This window comes from Bordetella genomosp. 8, assembly GCF_002119685.1.
In the GTDB taxonomy this organism is placed as follows: Bacteria; Pseudomonadota; Gammaproteobacteria; order Burkholderiales; family Burkholderiaceae_B; genus Bordetella_C.
In genome coordinates this window covers 5,479,980-5,498,366 of sequence record NZ_CP021108.1, presented here as the reverse complement: position 1 = coordinate 5,498,366, position 18,387 = coordinate 5,479,980, and the positions used below count along the sequence as shown (strand labels likewise).

The following is an 18,387-nucleotide window of genomic DNA, read 5'->3' as shown; positions in this document are numbered from 1 at the left end:
ATTTCGGCAGTCTGGCCCGAAGGGCGGGGAGTATCATCCGTAACGCTGGTATATACCGAACAGGAGCCCGCACTATTATGAACAATACCGTTCCTTCCGTTTCCTACAGTCTCGCGCGGGTTCGCGGCTCGCGCACGGCTCGTTGGGTCGCTATCGGCGCGGTCGCCATGTCCGTCGCGTTGGTGTCGGGCTGCGCCAATCGCAGCGCCTCCAGCGCCGTCTACAGCTATGACCAGGCCCAGCGCGAACAGATCGTCCGCACCGGCGTGGTCACCGGCGTGCGTCCGGTCACCATCCAGAACGACAAATCCAGCGGCGCTGGCCTGCTCGCCGGCGGCGCGCTGGGCGGCGTGGCCGGTAACGCGATCGGCGGCGGCAGCGGCCGCACCATCGCCACCGTGGGCGGCGCCATCCTGGGCGCACTGGCGGGCAATATGGTGGAAAACCGTGTCGGCACGACCTCCGGCCTGGAAATCACCGTGCGCTTGGATAACGGCGAAACCCGCGTCGTGACGCAGGAAGCGGACGTGCCCATCAGCGTGGGCCAGCGTGTGCAGGTCATCAGCGGCAACGGCCCGACTCGCATTACGCCGATGTAAGGCAAGGCGCGGCATGCACGCCGCGCCTTCGATGGCGCGTGCAACTGGCGCGCGCAGCTGGCGCGCCAGCGGGCCCGCCTGGCGGGTCCGCCTCTGGCAGCCTAGAGCCCGAACGCCGCGTACGTAATGCGCGTGATCACCATCAGTGCCACCTGCGCCAGCACCAGCAGGACCAGCGGCGAAAAGTCGATGGGCGTGCGCTGCAGGATGCGCCGGATCGGATCGAGCAGGGGATCCGTCATCGCTTGCAGTACCGGCATCAGCGGCGCGCCCGGGTTCACCCACGACAGGATGGCCTGCGCCAACGTCACCCAGACGATCAGGTTGAACACCCACTTGACCACCGTCAGGAAGGAAATCCCCAGCGCTATCGGTAGCGCGGAAAGCGGGATGATCATTCCCAGCGACGTCACCCACATCAGCAGCAGGTAGACCAGCGCCGTCAACCACGCCGCGATCAGCGCTGCCCAGTCCACGGCGCCGCGCGACGGCAGGATGCGCCGCAAAGGGTTCACCAGCCAATTGGTGACCTGGTAAATGAACCGCGCGATGGGATTGAAGGGATGCATGCGCACCGCGTGCATCCAGGCCCGCGCGATCAGCGCGGCACCGAAAAGCGTGAAGAGCGTATCAAGCAAAAAACGGGAGATATCGCCGAACATGGCCGCCTGCTTTGTTGGAAAGAAATATGAAAGGGGTCTTACGGCAGGCCAATTGTCGCATGATGTCGTGACCTGAGTCGCGGACGTCAAAAAGCCGCCTGGCCAGGCCAGGCGGCTTCGGTACTACGGTGCTGCGCCAAGGACCTGGCGGACCGTACGATCCATATGGACCGTATGGTCCGCAGGCACCTTAGGGACGGCCACCCGTCGGGAAGGGCCACGACGCCGCCGGATTCAGCGCGGTCTTCGCGCCCGGGGCGGCAGCGGTCGAAGGCGGCGTGGCCGGCTTCTTGGCGGCAGCCTTCTTTGCGGCAGGCTTTTTGGCAGCAGGCTTCTTGGCAGCCGCCTTTTTCGCAGGCGCCTTTTTGGCGGCCGCTTTCTTGGCGGGCGCTTTCTTGGCAGCCTTCTTGGCGACCTTCTTGGTTGCTACTTTCTTGGTCGCGGCTTTCTTGGCCGGGGCCTTTTTGGCAGCAACCTTCTTGACCGCCTTCTTTGCTACTTTCTTGGCCGGTGCCTTCTTGACGGCCTTCTTCGCTACTTTTTTGGCAGCGACTTTCTTGACGGCCTTCTTGGCGGCGACCTTCTTGACGGCGGTCTTCTTCACCGCGGCTTTCTTGGCCGGGGCCTTCTTCACAGCTTTTTTGGCTGTGGCTTTCTTAACCGCCTTCTTGGCGGCCTTCTTGGCAGTTGCCATGGCATTGCTCCTTAGGTTCAGGGGTCCCAGAACTTAAACCCGTGCGCCGCCCCGCCTTCTGGCGGAACGACGCCCGGGCTATTCATCGGCGCATACCGCTGCTCCGTACAGGCTGCAGCTACTTCGATGTGCGCTAATGAATGCGGCACTGCCATTTGATATGGCCCCCGCTCCTATGGCGCGAGCCATTTCAAATGGCGCCGACAGGCGACGCGGCCATCCGCGTCACCTATCGCTACGTTGCTTCCGACACCCTGGACCGGTTCATTCCCAGCTCAGCGTGCCTCCGGTTTGATATTCGATGACTCGAGTTTCGAAAAAGTTTCGCTCTTTCTTGAGGTCGATCATTTCCGCCATCCACGGGAAGGGGTTTTCTTCCTGCGGGAACAGCGCTTCCAGGCCGATCTGCTGGCAACGGCGGTTGGCGATGAAGCGCAGATACGACTTGAACATCGGCGCATTCAGGCCCAGCACACCGCGCGGCATGGTGTCTTCGGCGTAAGCGTATTCCAGTTCGACGGCTTTCACGAACAGAGCACGGATTTCTTCGCGGAACTCGGGCGTCCAGAGGTGCGGATTCTCGAGCTTGATGGTGTTGATCAGGTCGATGCCGAAATTGCAGTGCATGGATTCATCGCGCAGGATGTACATGTACTGTTCGGCGGCGCCGGTCATCTTGTTCTGGCGGCCCAGCGCCAGGATCTGCGTAAACCCGACATAAAAGAACAGGCCTTCCATCAGGCAGGCGAAGACGATCAGCGACTTCAGGAGTTTCTGATCGGCTTCCAGGGTGCCGGTGTGGAAGTTCGGGTCCGCGATCGCGTCGATGAACGGGATCAGGAACTCGTCCTTGGCGCGGATGGACGGAACCTCGTTATAGGCATTGAAGATTTCCGATTCGTCCAGGTCCAGGCTTTCGACGATGTATTGATAAGCGTGGGTATGGATCGCTTCTTCGAATGCCTGGCGCAGCAGGAACTGGCGGCATTCGGGGGCCGTGATGTGCCGGTAGGTGCCCAGCACGATGTTGTTGGCGGCCAGCGAGTCGGCCGTGACGAAGAAGCCCAGGTTGCGCTTGATGATGCGGCGCTCGTCCTCGGTCAACCCGGTGGGGTTCTTCCACAGCGCGATGTCGCGCGACATATTGATTTCCTGCGGCATCCAATGGTTGGCGCAGGTGGCCAGGTACTTTTCCCAGGCCCACTTGTATTTGAACGGAACCAGCTGATTGACGTCGGTCTGGCCGTTGATGATGCGCTTGTCGGCAACCTTGACGCGCTGGGCGGCGCCGTCCGGCTGCGCGCCGGCGGCCTGGGCCGGCACGGCGGCCGGCAACGCGGCGTCGTCGAAGGCGCCCGTCGACGGGCGCACGGACATGCCGGCCGCCGGCTTGGCGGCGGGCTGGCCCGGTTGCAGTGCGACGTTGTCGTCTTCCCAATTGATCATGTGAATTCTCCGGGGCGGTCGATTACTGGCAGGCTTCGCACTCTTCGAAGCCGGGGTCGCCCGGCCTCATGGTGCAAACCGCTCCGACGATTTCAGGTTCCGGCAGGACGGGGGCGGGGGACGCCGCCACGGTGCCGGGTTGGCTGCCCGACGCGACGGCATTCAATTCGCCGCCGCGGCCGGTGGATTTTTCCGCGCTGGTGGCACCCAGCGTACGCAGGTAGTAGGTGGTCTTCAGGCCGCGCAGCCATGCCAGCTTGTAGGTTTCGTCGAGCTTCTTGCCCGACGCGCCAGCCATATAGATATTCAGCGACTGCGATTGATCGATCCACTTCTGGCGACGCGACGCGCATTCCACCAGCCAGCGCGGTTCGACTTCGAACGCGGTGGCGTAGATTTCGCGGAGTTCGGCGGGCACGCGATCGATACGGGACAGGCTGCCGTCGAAGTACTTCAGATCGGCCACCATCACTTCGTCCCAGAGACCGAGTTTCTTCAAGTCGCGGACGAGGTATTCGTTAACGACCGTGAACTCGCCGGAGAGATTCGATTTCACGTACAGATTCTGATAAGTGGGTTCGATGCACGCAGATACGCCAATGATATTGGAAATCGTCGCGGTTGGGGCAATTGCTACGCAATTGGAGTTACGCATGCCGTGCGCTTTGATGCGCGCACGCAACGCATCCCAATCCAATGCGGCCGACATATCGACATCGACACTGCCGCCGCGTTCTTCACGCAGCAGATTCAACGTGTCTTGCGGAAGGATGCCGCGATCCCACAGCGAACCCTTGTAGGTCGGATAGTGGCCACGCTCTTCGGCCAATTCGCTCGAGGCCCAATACGCGTAGTAGCACACCGCTTCCATCGAACGATCGGCGAATTCGATAGCGGCTTGCGACGCATACGGCACGCGCATCATGTGCAGGCAATCCTGGAAGCCCATGATGCCCAAACCCACCGGGCGATGACGCTGGTTGGAGTCCTTGGCCTTCTTTACCGCGTAGTAGTTGATGTCGATGACGTTGTCGAGCATGCGCATCGCGACGCCGATCGTGCGCTTCAGCTTTTCCAGGTCGAGCTCGTAGCCGCCGTTGGCGCTGGGCTTCATGTGCGCGACCAGGTTCACCGAACCCAGGTTGCACACCGCGATTTCCTCTTCGTTGGTGTTCAGCGTGATTTCCGTGCACAGGTTGGAGCTGTGCACCACGCCGACGTGCTGCTGCGGCGAGCGGATGTTGCAGGGATCCTTGAACGTGATCCACGGGTGGCCGGTTTCGAACAGCATGGACAGCATCTTGCGCCACAAATTGATGGCGGGCATCTTTTTGTAGAGCTTCAGGTCGCCGCTGGCCACGCGCGCTTCGTAGCCCAGGTAGGCCTGTTCGAATTCGCGGCCGTACTTGTCGTGCAGGTCGGGGCAATCGGACGGCGAAAACAGCGTCCACTCGCCATTTTCCATGACGCGCTTCATGAACAGATCGGGGATCCAGTTCGCGGTGTTCATGTCATGGGTGCGGCGGCGCTCGTCGCCGGTGTTCTTGCGCAGTTCCAGGAATTCTTCAATGTCGAGGTGCCACGTTTCAAGGTAGGTGCAGACGGCGCCCTTGCGCTTGCCCCCCTGGTTCACCGCCACCGCGGTGTCGTTGACGACCTTCAGGAAGGGGACCACGCCCTGGCTTTCGCCATTGGTGCCTTTGATGTGGCTACGCAAGGCGCGTACCGGAGTCCAGTCGTTGCCCAGGCCGCCGGCGTATTTGGCCAGCAGCGCGTTTTCCTTGATGGCGTCGTAGATGCCTTCCAGGTCGTCGGAGACGGTGGTCAGGTAGCACGACGACAGCTGCGAATGCAGGGTGCCCGAGTTGAACAGCGTGGGCGTGGAGCTCATGAAGTCGAACGACGACAGGATCTCGTAGAACTGGATGGCACGCGCTTCGCGATCGACGCCGGCTTGCGTTTCGCCCAGCGCCAGGCCCATGGCCACGCGCATGTAGAACACTTGCGGCAGCTCGATGCGGCGGCCGCGGATGTGCAGGAAATAGCGGTCGTACAGGGTTTGCAGGCCCAGGTAGCTGAACTGCAGGTCACGCTTGGCGTCCAGCGCGGCCGCCAGGCGCGGCAGATCGAATTGCGCCAGCTTGGTGTCGATCAGGCTGGCCTCGATGCCGCGCGTGATGAAGGTCGGGAAGTACTCGGCATAGCGCTGCGTCATCTGCGCTTGCGAAACTTCTTCGCCCAGGACTTCCTTGCGGATCGTGTGCAGCAGCAGGCGAGCGGTGACCTGGCTGTAGGCCGGATCCTTTTCGACCAGCGCGCGCGCCGACAGGATGGCGGACTTGTAGACTTCGTCGACCGGGATGCCGTCGTACAGGTTCTTGACGGTTTCCTTCAGGATGGTCTCGGCGTCGATGTAGTCGGACAGCCCTACACCCGCGGCTTCGATGGTCGCGCGCAGCGTGGCCAGATCCAGCGGACGCTTGACGCCCTGGTCGGTCACATTCATGACGTGATCGGTTTGCGCGGCGGCGGCCGGCTTCGCCGGTTCGGCGGCGGCGCGCTCCTGCGAACGCTTTTCGCGATACAGCACGTAGGCGCGCGCGACGTCATGCTCGCCCGAGCGCATCAGCGCCAGTTCGACCTGATCCTGGATTTCCTCGATATGGAAAGTGCCGCCGTTGGGGCGGTTGCGCAGCAGGGCATTGACCGCCTGGCGCGTCAGGTTGTCGACCAGTTCACGCACGCGGGCGGAGGCCGCGCCCTGGCCGCCGTTCACGGCCAGGAAGGCCTTGGTCATCGCGATGGCGATTTTGCTGGGCTCGAAACCGACGACGGCGCCGTTGCGCCGGATGATCTGGTAACCGGCCCATTGGCCGGAAGCAGGTGTGGGTTGAGTGTTGTCAGAAGGCGGCACGGCGCTCGGCCGGGTCACAGAGGCGATCGAAGTCTGCTGCATGGAAGCTCCTGTGCGTAGTAGAAAAGGCGCGACAGAGGCCGCGCCTGGGAATTTGGAAATCCGGGGGGAAGGAAGGCGGTTACCAGAGGACGCAGATAGGCCGGAAATGCCCCCGGCCGCGCCCTTAACCACTAGATGTTGTGTCTAACCCCGACCCCAGGCCAAATTCTAGTGGTCGTTGGGGTTGGCTACAAGCGTGATTTGAATCGCGATACTTCTTTAAGTTGTTACGAAGTATATCGTGCTCAGGTTATCTGGTCCGACGGCGAAGTGCCCGCTCCGTATAGCGCTATTGTCGCATGCGCGGCGGCCGGGGAGGGCCGCCGAAGGGGGCGCCGGAGAGCCGGCTACTGGGGCGTGATCCCCGCCGTGGCGATCCATTGTTTCCAGCGTTCGGCGTCCTGGCGCACGAAACTGTCGAACTCCGCCGCATCCATGCGTTTGGGCTGCAGCCCCAGGCGGGTCAGCTTGCCGCGCACGTCGGGATCGTCCACCGCCTGCGCCATGTAGCGGTTCATGGCCTGCACGACGGCTTCGGGGGTGCCGGCGGGCGCCGACAGCCCCAGCCAGCCGAGCACCACGAAGCCAGGATAGTAGGAAGACATGGGCGGGACGTCCGGCCAGGCCGGATGGGCCGCTTCACCCGTCACCGCGATGGCGCGCAGGCCCTTGCCGTCGATCTGGCCCATGGCGGTCAGGTAGTCGACGAACGCGAAATCGATCTGTCCGCCCCGCAGGTCGGTGATGATCTGCGTGACGTTCTTGTACGCGGCGCCGTCGATCTGCAGGTCGGCACGCGCCTTCAGCAGGGCGGACGGCACCTGCGAGGACGAACTGTAGTAGCCGTAGAACACTTTGCCGGGGTGCTGCTTCGCATAATCGACCAGTTGCGGCATGTCGCGGAAATTGCTGCCCGGCGCGACCACCGCGACCGAACCGAAGGTGCCCAGCATGCCCACCTGGCGGAAGTCCTTCAGGGGGTCGTAGGGCAGGGATTTGTACAGATAGGGGTTGGCGGCCTGGGTGGAATTGGTCGACAGCAGGAAGGTGTAGCCATCGGCCGGTGCGGTCTTCACCGAATTGGTGCCGACGATGCCGCCGGCGCCGGGGCGGTCTTCCACCACGACGCTCTGGCCGGTCTTGGCGCCCAGGTATTGGGCGAAGGTGCGCGCGGTCAGGTCCGCGGCGCCGCCCGCGGCGGAGGGCACGATGATCGTGACGGTGCGCTCCGGCCACTGCGCCGCATGGGCCGACGGCGCCGTCATCCACGCGCCGCACATGGCGAGCGCCGCGAACAGATTGGTATGTCTTTTCAAGGTAAGCCCCCTTTGGTAGCGGAGCCGCGGCAGGCGGTCTCCGTGTGTCTCTCTATATATATAGTGCGCGCCGGTGGCGGCGGCCGGTGCGTAAACCGTCAGTGCGTGTAGCGGCGCTGGTACCACTCGCGTATCGCGTCCGCGCTTTCCTGCCAGCCGCGCGCATACATCATGCAGTGCGGCAAGGCCGGCAGCAGGCGATATTCAAAGCCGTAGAGATCGGCCACCGCCTTGTCCTGTCCGGCGGGATGGCGATCGGGATCATCGTCGCCGGCTTCCAGGCACAGGCCCGGCGCGTCGATGGCCTCTGGCGGAATATGTACCCGCAGCAGGTAGCGGTCGTTCATCGCTTCGGCGCTTTCCGGGCACAGCCTGGTGGCGACGGCCGTCACTTCATGTCGGCTCATCTCGCCCGTGAAACGTTGCCGGACGCCGTCCAGCCCGGGCGGCTGCCGGCTCGCGCCGATCGGCACCGGCGCGATGGGCCGGGCGCCGGGCACGTTGCCGGGGGGCGATGGGGCCATCAACACTACGCCCGCCGTTTCGCGCTGGCTTGCGGCGTACAAGGCCGGCAACGCGCCCATGCTGTGGCCGGCCAGCACCACCGGGCCGTCGATCAGATCCATCGCCTGCGTCACGCAGGCGCCGAAGTCGCGCACGCCAAGGCGATGGAATCCCGGGGCCTGCGGCAGCCATCCGTGGCCCGGCAGATCCAGCGCGGCGCATGCGATATCCAGGCTGGTGAAGTATTCCAGGTAGCCCGCATAGCACCACGCGCCATGAAAGGCCCCCGGAACGAAGAGCAGCGTGGGCATGCCGGGGCGGCCGCGGCCGGCGATGACCAGCCTGCCGCCGCCGGCCGCCCGCGATGGCAAGCGGTCGACCAGATCGAAATCGGGAAGGGCGGAGGGGAGCGCCGAGGAGTCCATGCGGCGAATGGTAGGGCCGTCGTCGCGATGAGAAAAATTTATTTTTTCTATCCGATAATAAGTCGGCCAAATACCAGGAATTGCTCGATGAGCCTGCTTCCCGACCTTTCCATCGCGCATTACCGGCATTTCCTGCTGGTGGCGGAACTGCGCAGCTTCCGCGCGGCCGCGGCGCGCGCCTTCCGCTCGCAGCCCGCCTTGTCGCTGTCCATACGCGAGATGGAGCAGCGCCTGGGCCAGCCCCTGTTCGAGCGCGGCGCGCGCGTCACGCTCACGCGGTTTGGCGAGTCCTGCCTGCCCCTGGCCCGCGAGCTGGTCGACCATCACGACCGGGTGGCCCTCAGCATGGGCGGCATGGCGCGCAGCGAAACGGGCCTGCTGACGCTGGCCGCGGTGGCCACGGCCGCGTGGTTATGGATCCCCGATCTGGTGGCCCGCTACCGCGCCGCGCATCCGGGTGTGTCGATGCGGCTCTACGACGACAATTCGGAAGGCGTGGAGCGCATGGTACTGGCCGGCCAGGCGGAGCTGGGCGTGTGCAGCCCGGTGCTGCGCGACAAGCGTCTCGTTTTCGAACCCATGTGGCGGGATGAATTCGGTCTGGTGTGTCGCGACGATCACGCGCTCGGGGGCCGCGCCTGGGTGACGTGGAAAGAGATTTCCCCGCTGCCGCTCATCGGTACCGTCGGACACCGGCAGCTCGCCGGGCACCGGGCGGCGGCCTTCCTGATGGATCCGCCGCTGTTCGTATCGCACATGATGTCGCTGACCGCGATGCTGGAGCGCGGCCTGGGCGTGACGGTGCTGGCCGAACTGGGCAAACCGCCCGATGCGCGCAACCTGGTGTTCGTGCCGTTGCGCCGGCCGCGCATCGCGCGCTCGCTGGGCATCACGCGGCTGGCCGGCCGCACGCTGTCTCCCGCCGCCGCGGCGATGGAGGCCCTGCTGCGCGAAGCAGCCGCGGCTTCCGCACATTCGGCATGAGCCTGACTTGCCGCATGCTCGACAGTAGGCGGCATGCGTTGAATATTGGGCACGTTCACGTTCGCAATGTTGCGCGCTTCGCACAAACGAAGGGGCACATGCGCGTCACGCAAGCCTGGACGTTGCGTCTTGCCGTCACGCTCTTCAGAATCGACATGTCGCACCGAAGCCTTTTATTCCGCGCCATGTGGACATCTCGGTGGTCTGTGAGGATTTCATGAGCAGTGCATTTTCGCGTTTCGCCGGCGTAGCCTGCGCCGCGTTCATTCTGGCTGGTTGCGCGACCAAGAAAGAAGTGTCCGCGCCGGCTTCCCAACCGGCTCCGCCGCCGAAGCCTGTTGCCTGCGCCGCCAGCGCCGGTGCCGAGGCCTTGGCCGGAACCTGGTATTCGGTGTCGACGCCGCGAGGCGTGGGCGGCACGCAGCAGACGCTGCTGGTGCTGGCGCCGGACGGAAAGATGCGCTACCAGACCCAGTTGAAGATACGCAACAAGGCGCGCCCCGGCCTGGACGAAACGGGCTGCTGGACGTTCTCCAACGGCGTGTACACGATGCAGACGACGGAATCGAACGGCGACCCCGTGGATCTGTCGGATCCGATCTATACGAATCGGTACAGGGTGGAAACCGTCAACAACTCCACCCTGGTGCTGCGTGACCAGAAACCCGGCGGCGAGGTCCTGAAGGCGCGCCGCATGCCGCAAGGCTACGTGCTGCGCTGAGCGGAGCCGCCCGCCTGATGGTCGGGGCGGCTCGGGTCGGGTCGGGACGCCCGTCGTGGCCGGGTGATCAGCCTCGGGCGCCTGGCCGTTCAGCCCAGCGCGCGTTGCAGCCGTTGCAGCACCTTGTCCCTGCCCAGCAGGGCCAGCACCGCATCGATGGCCGGCGTCTGCGTCTGGCCGGTGACCGCCACGCGCAAGGGAATGGCCAGCTGCGGCATCTTGATGCCGCGCGCCGCCAGCACCCGTTTGATGGCGGCCGACAGCGCGTCCTTCGTCCAGTCCGCGCCGCTGGCTTCGGTGGCGAAATCACGCAGTGCGTCGCGCGCGGGCTCGGTCAGGTGCTGCGCCGCCAGCTCGGCCGGTGCGCCTTCGAACGGACCGCAGAACAGCATCGCGCCGTCAGCCAGTTGTTCCAGCGTTTCCGCGCGATCCTTCAGCAGCGCCATCACGGCGGGCAGGTCGGCGGCGGCCGGGTCGCCGCCGCGGCTCGCGATACGGGGCTCGACCCGCGCGGCCAGTTCGGCGTCGGTCATCTGGCGCATGTAATGGGCGTTGACCCAGTTCAGTTTTTTCGGGTCCCATTGCGATGCCGACTTCGACAAGTGGCGCGTGTCGAACCATTCCACCAGCTGTTCGCGGGTGAACAACTCGTCATCGCCGTGGCTCCAGCCCAGGCGGGCCAGATAGTTGATCATGGCCTCGGGCAGGTAGCCGTCCTTGTCGTACTCCATGACGCTGACCGCGCCATGGCGCTTGGACAGTTTTTCGCCGTCCGGCCCCAGGATCATCGGCACGTGGCCATACTCCGGCAATTCGGCGCCCAGCGCGCGCAGGATGTTGATCTGCCGCGGCGTGTTGTTGACGTGGTCGTCGCCACGCAGCACGTGCGTGATGCCCATGTCCCAATCGTCCACCACCACGCAGAAGTTGTACGTCGGCGTGCCGTCGGGGCGCGCGATGATCAGGTCGTCCAGTTCGCCGTTGTCGAAGCTGATCGGGCCCTTCACCATATCGTTCCAGCTGGTGGCGCCGGTCAGGGGATTCTTGAAGCGCACCACGGGCTGGCGGCCTTCCGGAATCGGCGGCAGGGTCTTGCCCGGCTCCGGGCGCCAGGTACCGTCGTAGCGCGGCTTCAGGCCCTGGGCGCGCGCGCGTTCGCGCATGGCCTCGACTTCGTCGGGGGTGCAGTAGCAGTGGTAGGCGGTGCCGGCCGCGAGCATCTGCGCCACGACCTCGCGATAGCGGTCCATGCGCCGCATCTGGTAGAACGGGCCTTCGTCGGGCTGCATGCCCAGCCAGTCCATGCTGTCCAGGATGGCCTGGACGGCTTCCGGCGTCGAACGTTCCACGTCGGTATCTTCGATGCGCAGGATGAATACGCCGCCATGGTGGCGGGCGAACGCCCAGGAAAAAAGCGCCGTGCGCGCGCCGCCCAGATGCAGGTAGCCGGTGGGCGAAGGAGCGAAACGGGTGCGGACGCGGGAATTGGAGGTTTGAGTCATTGAAAAGGCCGGCGGTTATATTGCGCGATGGCGGCATTTTAGAATAGGGTAGGCGTCCATGCTTCGACACGCGCTGGCTTCTCTGTTCGATCCGCGTTCCCTGCTCATCATCGCGGACCGGCCCTTGCCGGGCGCGGCGATGCTGCCGGCGCGCCTGCGCGCACGCACCACCAGCCTGGCCTGCGAGCCCGGCGTCGCCCCCGAACTTCCCGAAACCCTGGCCGGCCTGGCGGCGGACGAGCGACCGGACCTTGCCCTGGTCTGTGTCGCGCCATCGGTATTCGCCGAAACGCTGCGCCGCCTGACGCCGCGGGCGCCGCGCGCGCTCATCGCACTGCCGCACGAGCAACCCGATCCCTATCCGCGCGGGACGGTAGCCTTGTGCCAGGCCTGGGCGCAGGAAAACCGCTGCAAGCTGCTGGGGCCGCGCGCCTTCGGCGTGCAGCGTCCGTACGCCGGGCTGAACCTGAGCCAGCATCCGACGCTGGCACGCGACGGCCGGGTGGCGCTGGTGGCGCAATCGCGCTCCATCATCGCCGCCGTCATGGATTGGGCCGAGGACGTGCACATCGGCTTTTCCACCGCGATCGCGCTGGGCGACGAAGCCATCGTCGGCCTGGGCCCGGTCCTGGATTATCTCGCCACCGATCCGCGCACCGACAGCATCGCCCTGTATCTCGAAGACGTCGGGCCCGCGCGGCCCTTCATCAGCGCGCTGCGGGCCGCCGCCAGCGCCAAGCCGGTGGTGGTGCTGAAGGCGGGACGCGGCGACGACGACGATGCTGTATTCGATGCCGTGCTGCGCCGCGCCGGCGCCGTGCGGGTGCGCTATTTCGTGCAGCTGTTCTCGGCCCTGAAGGTGCTGGGCTATGCGCGCCGGCCGCGCGGGAGGCGGGTGGCGCTGTTTTCCAACGGCAGCGGGCCGGGCCAGCTGGCGTTGGACCTGATCGGCCCGGACGCCGCGGTCGCGCGCGCCGAGCTGTCGCAGGGCACCGTGCAGGCGCTGGAAGCATTGCTGGAGCCCGGGTCGGCGGTCGGCAATCCGGTCATCACCCATGCGCCGCTGACGCCCGACAGGACCCAGGCCGTCCTGGACGCGTTGATCGACGATCCCGGCGTGGACGGCGTGCTGGTGCTGCTCGCGCCCGATGCCCTGGCGGACCTGCGCGCGGTGGCCGAAAGGCTGGCGCAGATCGCGCCGCGCGCGCGCAAGCCCATCGTGTCCTGTTTCATGGGCGATGCCGGCATGCGGCCCCTGCGGCGCATGCTGGACGATGCCGGGACGTCCGCCTTTCGCACGCCGGAATCGGCGGCCGATGCCTTCGGCGTGCTATCCACCCACTACTACAACCAGCAGTTGCTGCTGCAGTCGCAGCCGCCGCTGCCCCAGGGGCCCCAGCCGGCGCTGGCCGATGCCCAGGCCATCGTCGACGCGGTCCGGCGCGATGGCCGGCACGCGCTGACGCCGGCGGAAGCGCGCGACCTCATGGCAGCCGGCCTGGTGCCGATCAACGAGTCCATGCCCAGCGGCGCTTTCGAGCCCCTGTCGCGTCCGATGGCCATACGCGTCCATCGCGACGCCCGATTCGGTCCGGTCATCCGCTTCGCGGCGGGCGGTCCCGACGCGGTGCTCGGCGCCGCCGATCGCGGCATGGACCTGCCGCCGCTGAACGGCTTCCTGGCCCAGCAACTGATAGAGCGCAGCCGACTGTGGCGCAAGGTGCTGGCGCATCGCCTGAGTATCGCGGCCTTCGAGACCCTGCAGCAGGCGCTGGTGCGCGTTTCCGAGCTGATCACCGATATACCGGATATCGAAGCGCTGGACATCGACCCCCTGTTTGCCGGCGAGGCCCGCCTATACGCGCGTTCCCTGCGCGTGACCCTGACGGCCGAGCCGGCGACGCCTTCCCTGCACCTGGGCGGCTATCCGCACATGGCCATCCACCCCTATCCGGCGCGGCTGGTGCAGGTGCGGCGCTTCGAGGACGGCACGCCGTGGGTGGTACGCCCCATCCGCCCGGAGGACGCCGATTCCCTGCAGGCCTTCATCCGCGATCTGTCGGAGCGTTCGCGGTATATGCGCTTCGTTTCGATGATGCGCGAGCTGACGCCGCGCATGCTGGCCCGCTATACCCAGGTGGACTACGACCGCGAGCTGGCGCTGGTCGCCACGACCGAGCTGCCCAATCCCGCGCATCGCGGCCATCGCCACGACGCGGTGATCGGCCTGGCGCACTACCTGCGCAATCCCGACGGGCGCGGCGCGGAGTATGCGCTGGTGGTGGCGGATGCCTGGCAGGGGCGGGGCCTGGGACGGCAATTGATGACGCTGCTGATCGATGCCGCCCGCGAACAGGGGCTGGAATACATCGAAGGCCTGGTGCTGGCCGACAACCGGCCCATGTTGCGCTTGATGACCAGCCTGGGGCTGAAGAACGACCCCGATCCCGATGACCCATCCTTGCGCCGGGTCTGGCTGGATCTGGGGCGGCCCGCGTAGGCCGGCCCGCACAGGCCGGCCCGCACAGGGCGGGCGGCCTCAAGCAGCTACTTGATCACCTGCAGCAGGAAGTCGCGCATGTCGGCGACTTCTTCCGCGCAGACGGAATGCTGCATCGGATAGGTGTGCCAGCGCACGTCATGGCCCAGGGAGCGCAGCATGTCGCGCGAGGCCGTGGCGCGGGCGATGTCCACCACCGGGTCGTATTCGCCGTGCGCCAGGAAAATAGGGGTATCCGCATTGGCGGACTGCCGTTCCGCCGCGGCCAGGTCCAGCAGCGGCAGGTAGCCCGACAGGGCCATCATCCCGGCCAGCTTTTCCGGCAGCCGCAGGCCCGTGTGCAGGGTCATGGCGCAGCCTTGCGAGAAGCCCGCCAGCACGATGCGGGACGTCGGAATGCCGCGGGCGTTTTCGCGCGCGATCAGGGCCCGCACCGCCGCTTCGGACTGGCGGATCCCGGCGGCGTCCTCGCGGCGCACCAGGTCCATGACCAGGATGTCGTACCAGGACCGCATCTGCATGCCGCCGTTGATGGTGACGGGCTGCACCGGTGCGTGCGGAAAGACGAAACGGACGGCCGGCGTCGCGGGCAGGCGCAGCTCCGGGACGATGGGCGCGAAGTCGTTCCCATCGGCGCCCAGGCCGTGCAGCCAGATCACCGCATGGGTGGGATTGGGGCCGGTTTCGAGCTCGATGCTGTCGAGCAGCTCGGAAGGAGTGGCAGTCATGGGGTCCTCAAATCTCCAGGGCTTTCAAGGCCTGGAACAGCGCCCGGTAATGCTTGCGCTTGGGCTCCTGGCCCTGGGCCAGGGCGGCATTGGCGCGGGCTTCCTTGCGCGCTTCGCGAATCAGCGTACGCAGCTGCTGGGCATCCGCGCCCGGATTGCGCGACAGCAGATCCGTCAGCAGGTCGTCGTCTTCCAGCAAACGGTCGCGCAGGCTTTCCAGGCGGTGCATCGCCGCGGTTTCCTCGCGCGAGCCGTTTTCCCAGGTGTCCAGCTGGCGGCGGATGTCGTCGGCCGGGGCATCCCGCATCAGCTTGCCGACATAATGGGTCTGCCGCCGCAGGCCTTCGCGGCTGGTGGTGCGCTGTGCTTCCCTTATCGCGTCGTACAGCCGTTCGGCCAGGGGCAATTGGCGCAGGCGTTCCGGCGAAAGCGCGATCAATTGCTTGCCCAGGTCCGTCAGGGCGAGCATCTCGCGCTTGACCTGGGACTTGCTGGGACGATCGTAGCCGTCGTCCTCGTCGCCGCCGGACTCGGCGGCCAGCTCGGTTATTTCTGACATTGTGGGAACAGCGGGTTGGCGGACTTGGCTATGATACCCGTCTCTCTCAAGCGAGTTTCAATGGTCAACAATTCCCCCTCCCTGCCGGTCGCCGAAAACCACGCGCGTTTCAGCGAACTGGTGCAGAACGTCCTGGCCCATGCGCGCAAGGTCGGCGCCAGCGACGCCGTCGCGGAAGTCTCCGAAAGCCTGGGGCTGTCGGTCTCGGTGCGCAAGAACGACATCGAAACGGTGGAGCAGACCCGCGACCGGTCGCTGGACGTCACCGTCTACGCCGGGCAGCGCCGCGGCTCGGCGTCCACCTCGGATTTCTCGGACGCCGCCCTGCGCGAAACCGTGGAAGCCGCATGGCATATCGCCAGCCATACGGCGGAAGATCCCGCCGCCGGGCTGCCGGACGAGGACATGCTGGCGCGCGATTATCCCGACCTGAAGCTGCACTATCCGTGGACGATAGGCACGGAAGAGGCCGCCGAACTGGCATTGCGGGCGGAACGGGCGGCGCGCGCGGTCGATCCGCGCATCACCAATACGGAAGGCGCCTCCATCGGCACCTTTGAAGGCCAGTTCGTCATGGGCAATACCCGCGGCTTCCTCGGCGGCTACCCGTACTCGCGCCACAGCCTGTCGGTGGCGCCCATCGCCGGGCGCGGCAACGGCATGCAGCGCGATTACTGGTACAGCAGCGAGCGCGATGCCGCCAATCTGGCCGAGCCGGAGGCCGTTGGCCGCTATGCGGCCGAACGGGCGCTGTCGCGCCTGTCCGCCCGTCGCGTGCGGACCGGCAAGTTCCCGGTGCTGTTCGAAGCGCCCCTGGCCCTGGGTCTGCTGGGCGCGCTGACCCAGGCAGTGAATGGCGGCGCCTTGTACCGCAAGGCCAGCTTCCTGGTCGACAGCCTGGGCCAGCCGATCTTCGCGGATCACATCGATATCACCGAAGATCCGCACGTCGTCGGCGGCATGGGCAGTTCGCCCTTCGACGACGAAGGCGTCGTCACGCGCGCCCGCGACGTGGTCAAGGCGGGCGTCCTGGAAGGCTATTTCCTGTCCACCTACACCGCCCGCAAGCTGGGCATGAAGACCACCGGCAACGCCGGCGGCTCGCACAACCTGACGCTGCGTTCCCGGTTGACCGCGCCGTCCGACGACCTGCGGGCCATGCTCAGGAAGATGGGCACGGGTTTTATGGTGACGGAGCTGATCGGCCAGGGCGTGAACTACGTCACCGGCGACTATTCGCGCGGCGCCTTCGGCTATTGGGTCGAAAACGGCGAAATCCGGCACGCGGTGGAAGAAGTCACCATCGCGGGGAATCTGAAGGACATGTTCCGGCAAATCGTCGCGGTCGGCGCCGATGTCATGGCCCGCGGCACCAAGGCGACCGGCTCCATCCTGATCGAGCAGATGGCCATCGCCGGGGAATGATCCGAGGCCGGGCCGCGACGAAAAGCGGTCCATTTAGGCTCTTTTGCCGTGCGTAAGCGTTGCAACCCGCAACAACTCTGGCAATTCGAGTAATAATGGCGGACTTGCCCGCGCCGGCACCCGGCGCGGGCCTGCTCATCCAGCGAGGCGCAGACCCTCGCGTAAATACATAACGCCCGAGAGAGAGGCTTTCCCATGAAGACGACATATTCCCTGTTGGCCGCAGTGGTGGCCAGCGCCATCGTGCCCGCCGCGCATGCGGCCGACATCAAGCTGGGCGTGGCGGAAGCCCTGTCCGGCGGCGCCGCCCAGTACGGTGTCTCGATCCGCAACGGTTTCCAGCTGGCGGCGGACGAAATCAACGCCGCGGGCGGCATCAACGGCAACAAGATCTCCCTGGTCATCGAAGACGAACAGGGCAAGAAAGAAGAAGCGATCAACGTCTTCAAGAAACTGATCTTCCAGGACAAGGTCCTGATGACCTTCGGCCCGACGCTGTCGAATTCCGCGCAGGCCGCCGATCCGATCGCCCAGGCCGCCAAGACCGTGGCCTTCGGCACGTCCAATACCGCGGACGGCATCACGTCCATCGGCAACTACATCTTCCGCAATTCGGTCACCGAAGCCGACGTGCTGCCGGCCACCCTGACCACCGTCAAGAACAAGGTCGGCCTGAAGAACGTCGCCGTGCTGTACGGCAATGACGACGTCTTCACCAAGAGCGGCTACGACAACTTCAAGAAGGCCCTGGAAGACCTGAAGATCCCGGTCACCACGACCGAAACCTTCGCCAAGGGCGACGTCGACTTCAAGGCGCAGCTGACCAAGATCAAGGGCACGAACCCGGACGCCATCGTCCTGTCCGCGCTGCTGGCCGAAGGCGGTCCGATCATGGTGCAGGCTCGCCAACTGGGCCTGAACGTGCCGGTCATCGGCGGCAACGGCATGAACTCGGTCAAGATCTTCGAACTGGCGCCGGGTGCGTCGTCGAACAACCTGTGGATCGGCAGCCCCTGGTCCATCGAAAACAAGACCCCGCAAAACACCAAGTTCATCGACGCCTACAAGGCCAAGTACAACATCGCGCCCGACCAGTTCTCGGCGCAGGCGTACGACGCCATGTACATCGTGTCCCAGGCGCTGAAGAAGGTGCAGTTGAAGGGCGATCTGACCGCCGACCGCGCCGCCTTGCGCGACGCGCTGCCGGAAGTGACGTGGACCGGCGCCACCGGCGGCTTCAAGTTCCGCCAGGCCAAGGATCGTGCCGGCAAGCCCGCGGGCTATGACGCCGAGCAGGCTCCCATCGTCAGCAAGACGGAAAACGGCAAGTACGTCATAGAGAAGTAAATCCTGTAAGCGAGCGCGG

General features: G+C 65.6%; 15 protein-coding genes. 6 read left to right on the top strand and 9 right to left on the bottom strand.

Features of this window, described 5'->3' with window-relative positions:
* The first annotated feature begins 167 nt into the window (after positions 1-167).
* Entirely contained in the window at positions 168-599 is a 432-nt protein-coding gene (locus CAL12_RS24845) for a glycine zipper 2TM domain-containing protein (RefSeq protein ID WP_373454503.1), read from the top strand.
* A gap of 101 nt (positions 600-700) precedes the next feature.
* Here CAL12_RS24845 and CAL12_RS24840 read toward each other — a convergent pair whose 3' ends face one another.
* The 6 genes from CAL12_RS24840 to CAL12_RS24815 all read right to left on the bottom strand — a co-directional run bounded on the left by CAL12_RS24840 (position 701) and on the right by CAL12_RS24815 (position 8,602).
* Entirely contained in the window at positions 701-1,261 is a 561-nt protein-coding gene (locus tag CAL12_RS24840) for a YggT family protein (protein ID WP_086067044.1), read from the bottom strand.
* A 190-nt stretch (positions 1,262-1,451) separates the two neighbouring features.
* The gene (locus CAL12_RS24835; protein ID WP_086067043.1) at positions 1,452-1,955 is read right to left on the bottom strand and encodes a histone H1-like DNA-binding protein; all 504 of its coding nucleotides are present in this window, start codon (positions 1,953-1,955) and stop codon (positions 1,452-1,454) included.
* Positions 1,956-2,219: 264 nt separating this feature from the next.
* Positions 2,220-3,401, bottom strand: a complete 1,182-nt coding sequence (locus CAL12_RS24830; protein ID WP_086067042.1) for a ribonucleotide-diphosphate reductase subunit beta — start codon at positions 3,399-3,401, stop codon at positions 2,220-2,222.
* A 22-nt stretch (positions 3,402-3,423) separates the two neighbouring features.
* Positions 3,424-6,357 carry a ribonucleoside-diphosphate reductase subunit alpha gene (locus tag CAL12_RS24825; RefSeq protein ID WP_086067041.1) on the bottom strand — a complete coding sequence of 978 codons (2,934 nt, stop codon included), beginning with the start codon at positions 6,355-6,357 and terminating at the stop codon, positions 3,424-3,426.
* A 347-nt stretch (positions 6,358-6,704) separates the two neighbouring features.
* Positions 6,705-7,637, bottom strand: coding sequence for a Bug family tripartite tricarboxylate transporter substrate binding protein (locus CAL12_RS24820; protein ID WP_086067040.1), 933 nt, complete (start codon positions 7,635-7,637; stop codon positions 6,705-6,707).
* Positions 7,638-7,771: 134 nt separating this feature from the next.
* Positions 7,772-8,602 (bottom strand): alpha/beta hydrolase, encoded by an 831-nt coding sequence (locus tag CAL12_RS24815; RefSeq protein WP_086067039.1) that lies wholly within the window; start codon positions 8,600-8,602, stop codon positions 7,772-7,774.
* An 87-nt stretch (positions 8,603-8,689) separates the two neighbouring features.
* On the opposite strand from CAL12_RS24815, the gene CAL12_RS24810 reads away from it, so the two are divergent.
* Together CAL12_RS24810 and CAL12_RS24805 are read left to right on the top strand one after the other, a co-directional pair.
* Positions 8,690-9,586 (top strand): LysR substrate-binding domain-containing protein, encoded by an 897-nt coding sequence (locus CAL12_RS24810; protein ID WP_086067038.1) that lies wholly within the window; start codon positions 8,690-8,692, stop codon positions 9,584-9,586.
* Between the two features lie 217 nt (positions 9,587-9,803).
* Positions 9,804-10,307 carry a hypothetical protein gene (locus tag CAL12_RS24805; protein ID WP_086067037.1) on the top strand — a complete coding sequence of 168 codons (504 nt, stop codon included), beginning with the start codon at positions 9,804-9,806 and terminating at the stop codon, positions 10,305-10,307.
* An 89-nt stretch (positions 10,308-10,396) separates the two neighbouring features.
* Here the strand turns inward: CAL12_RS24805 and gltX are convergent, their stop codons facing one another.
* The gene (gene gltX, locus CAL12_RS24800; RefSeq protein WP_086067036.1) at positions 10,397-11,809 is read right to left on the bottom strand and encodes a glutamate--tRNA ligase; all 1,413 of its coding nucleotides are present in this window, start codon (positions 11,807-11,809) and stop codon (positions 10,397-10,399) included.
* Positions 11,810-11,867: 58 nt separating this feature from the next.
* Between gltX and CAL12_RS24795 the strand changes: the two genes are divergently transcribed.
* Positions 11,868-14,309: a bifunctional acetate--CoA ligase family protein/GNAT family N-acetyltransferase gene (locus tag CAL12_RS24795; RefSeq protein WP_086067035.1), complete on the top strand. Its 2,442-nt coding sequence runs from the start codon at positions 11,868-11,870 to the stop codon at positions 14,307-14,309.
* 47 nt (positions 14,310-14,356) lie between these two features.
* Here the strand turns inward: CAL12_RS24795 and CAL12_RS24790 are convergent, their stop codons facing one another.
* The gene (locus CAL12_RS24790; RefSeq protein ID WP_086067034.1) at positions 14,357-15,037 is read right to left on the bottom strand and encodes an alpha/beta hydrolase; all 681 of its coding nucleotides are present in this window, start codon (positions 15,035-15,037) and stop codon (positions 14,357-14,359) included.
* A gap of 7 nt (positions 15,038-15,044) precedes the next feature.
* Positions 15,045-15,596, bottom strand: a complete 552-nt coding sequence (gene yjgA / locus CAL12_RS24785; protein ID WP_086067033.1) for a ribosome biogenesis factor YjgA — start codon at positions 15,594-15,596, stop codon at positions 15,045-15,047.
* A gap of 60 nt (positions 15,597-15,656) precedes the next feature.
* Between yjgA and pmbA the strand changes: the two genes are divergently transcribed.
* Together pmbA and CAL12_RS24775 are read left to right on the top strand one after the other, a co-directional pair.
* Positions 15,657-17,021 (top strand): metalloprotease PmbA, encoded by a 1,365-nt coding sequence (gene pmbA, locus CAL12_RS24780; RefSeq protein ID WP_086067032.1) that lies wholly within the window; start codon positions 15,657-15,659, stop codon positions 17,019-17,021.
* A 195-nt stretch (positions 17,022-17,216) separates the two neighbouring features.
* Positions 17,217-18,368, top strand: a complete 1,152-nt coding sequence (locus tag CAL12_RS24775; protein WP_086067031.1) for an ABC transporter substrate-binding protein — start codon at positions 17,217-17,219, stop codon at positions 18,366-18,368.
* The last annotated feature ends 19 nt before the right edge of the window (positions 18,369-18,387 follow it).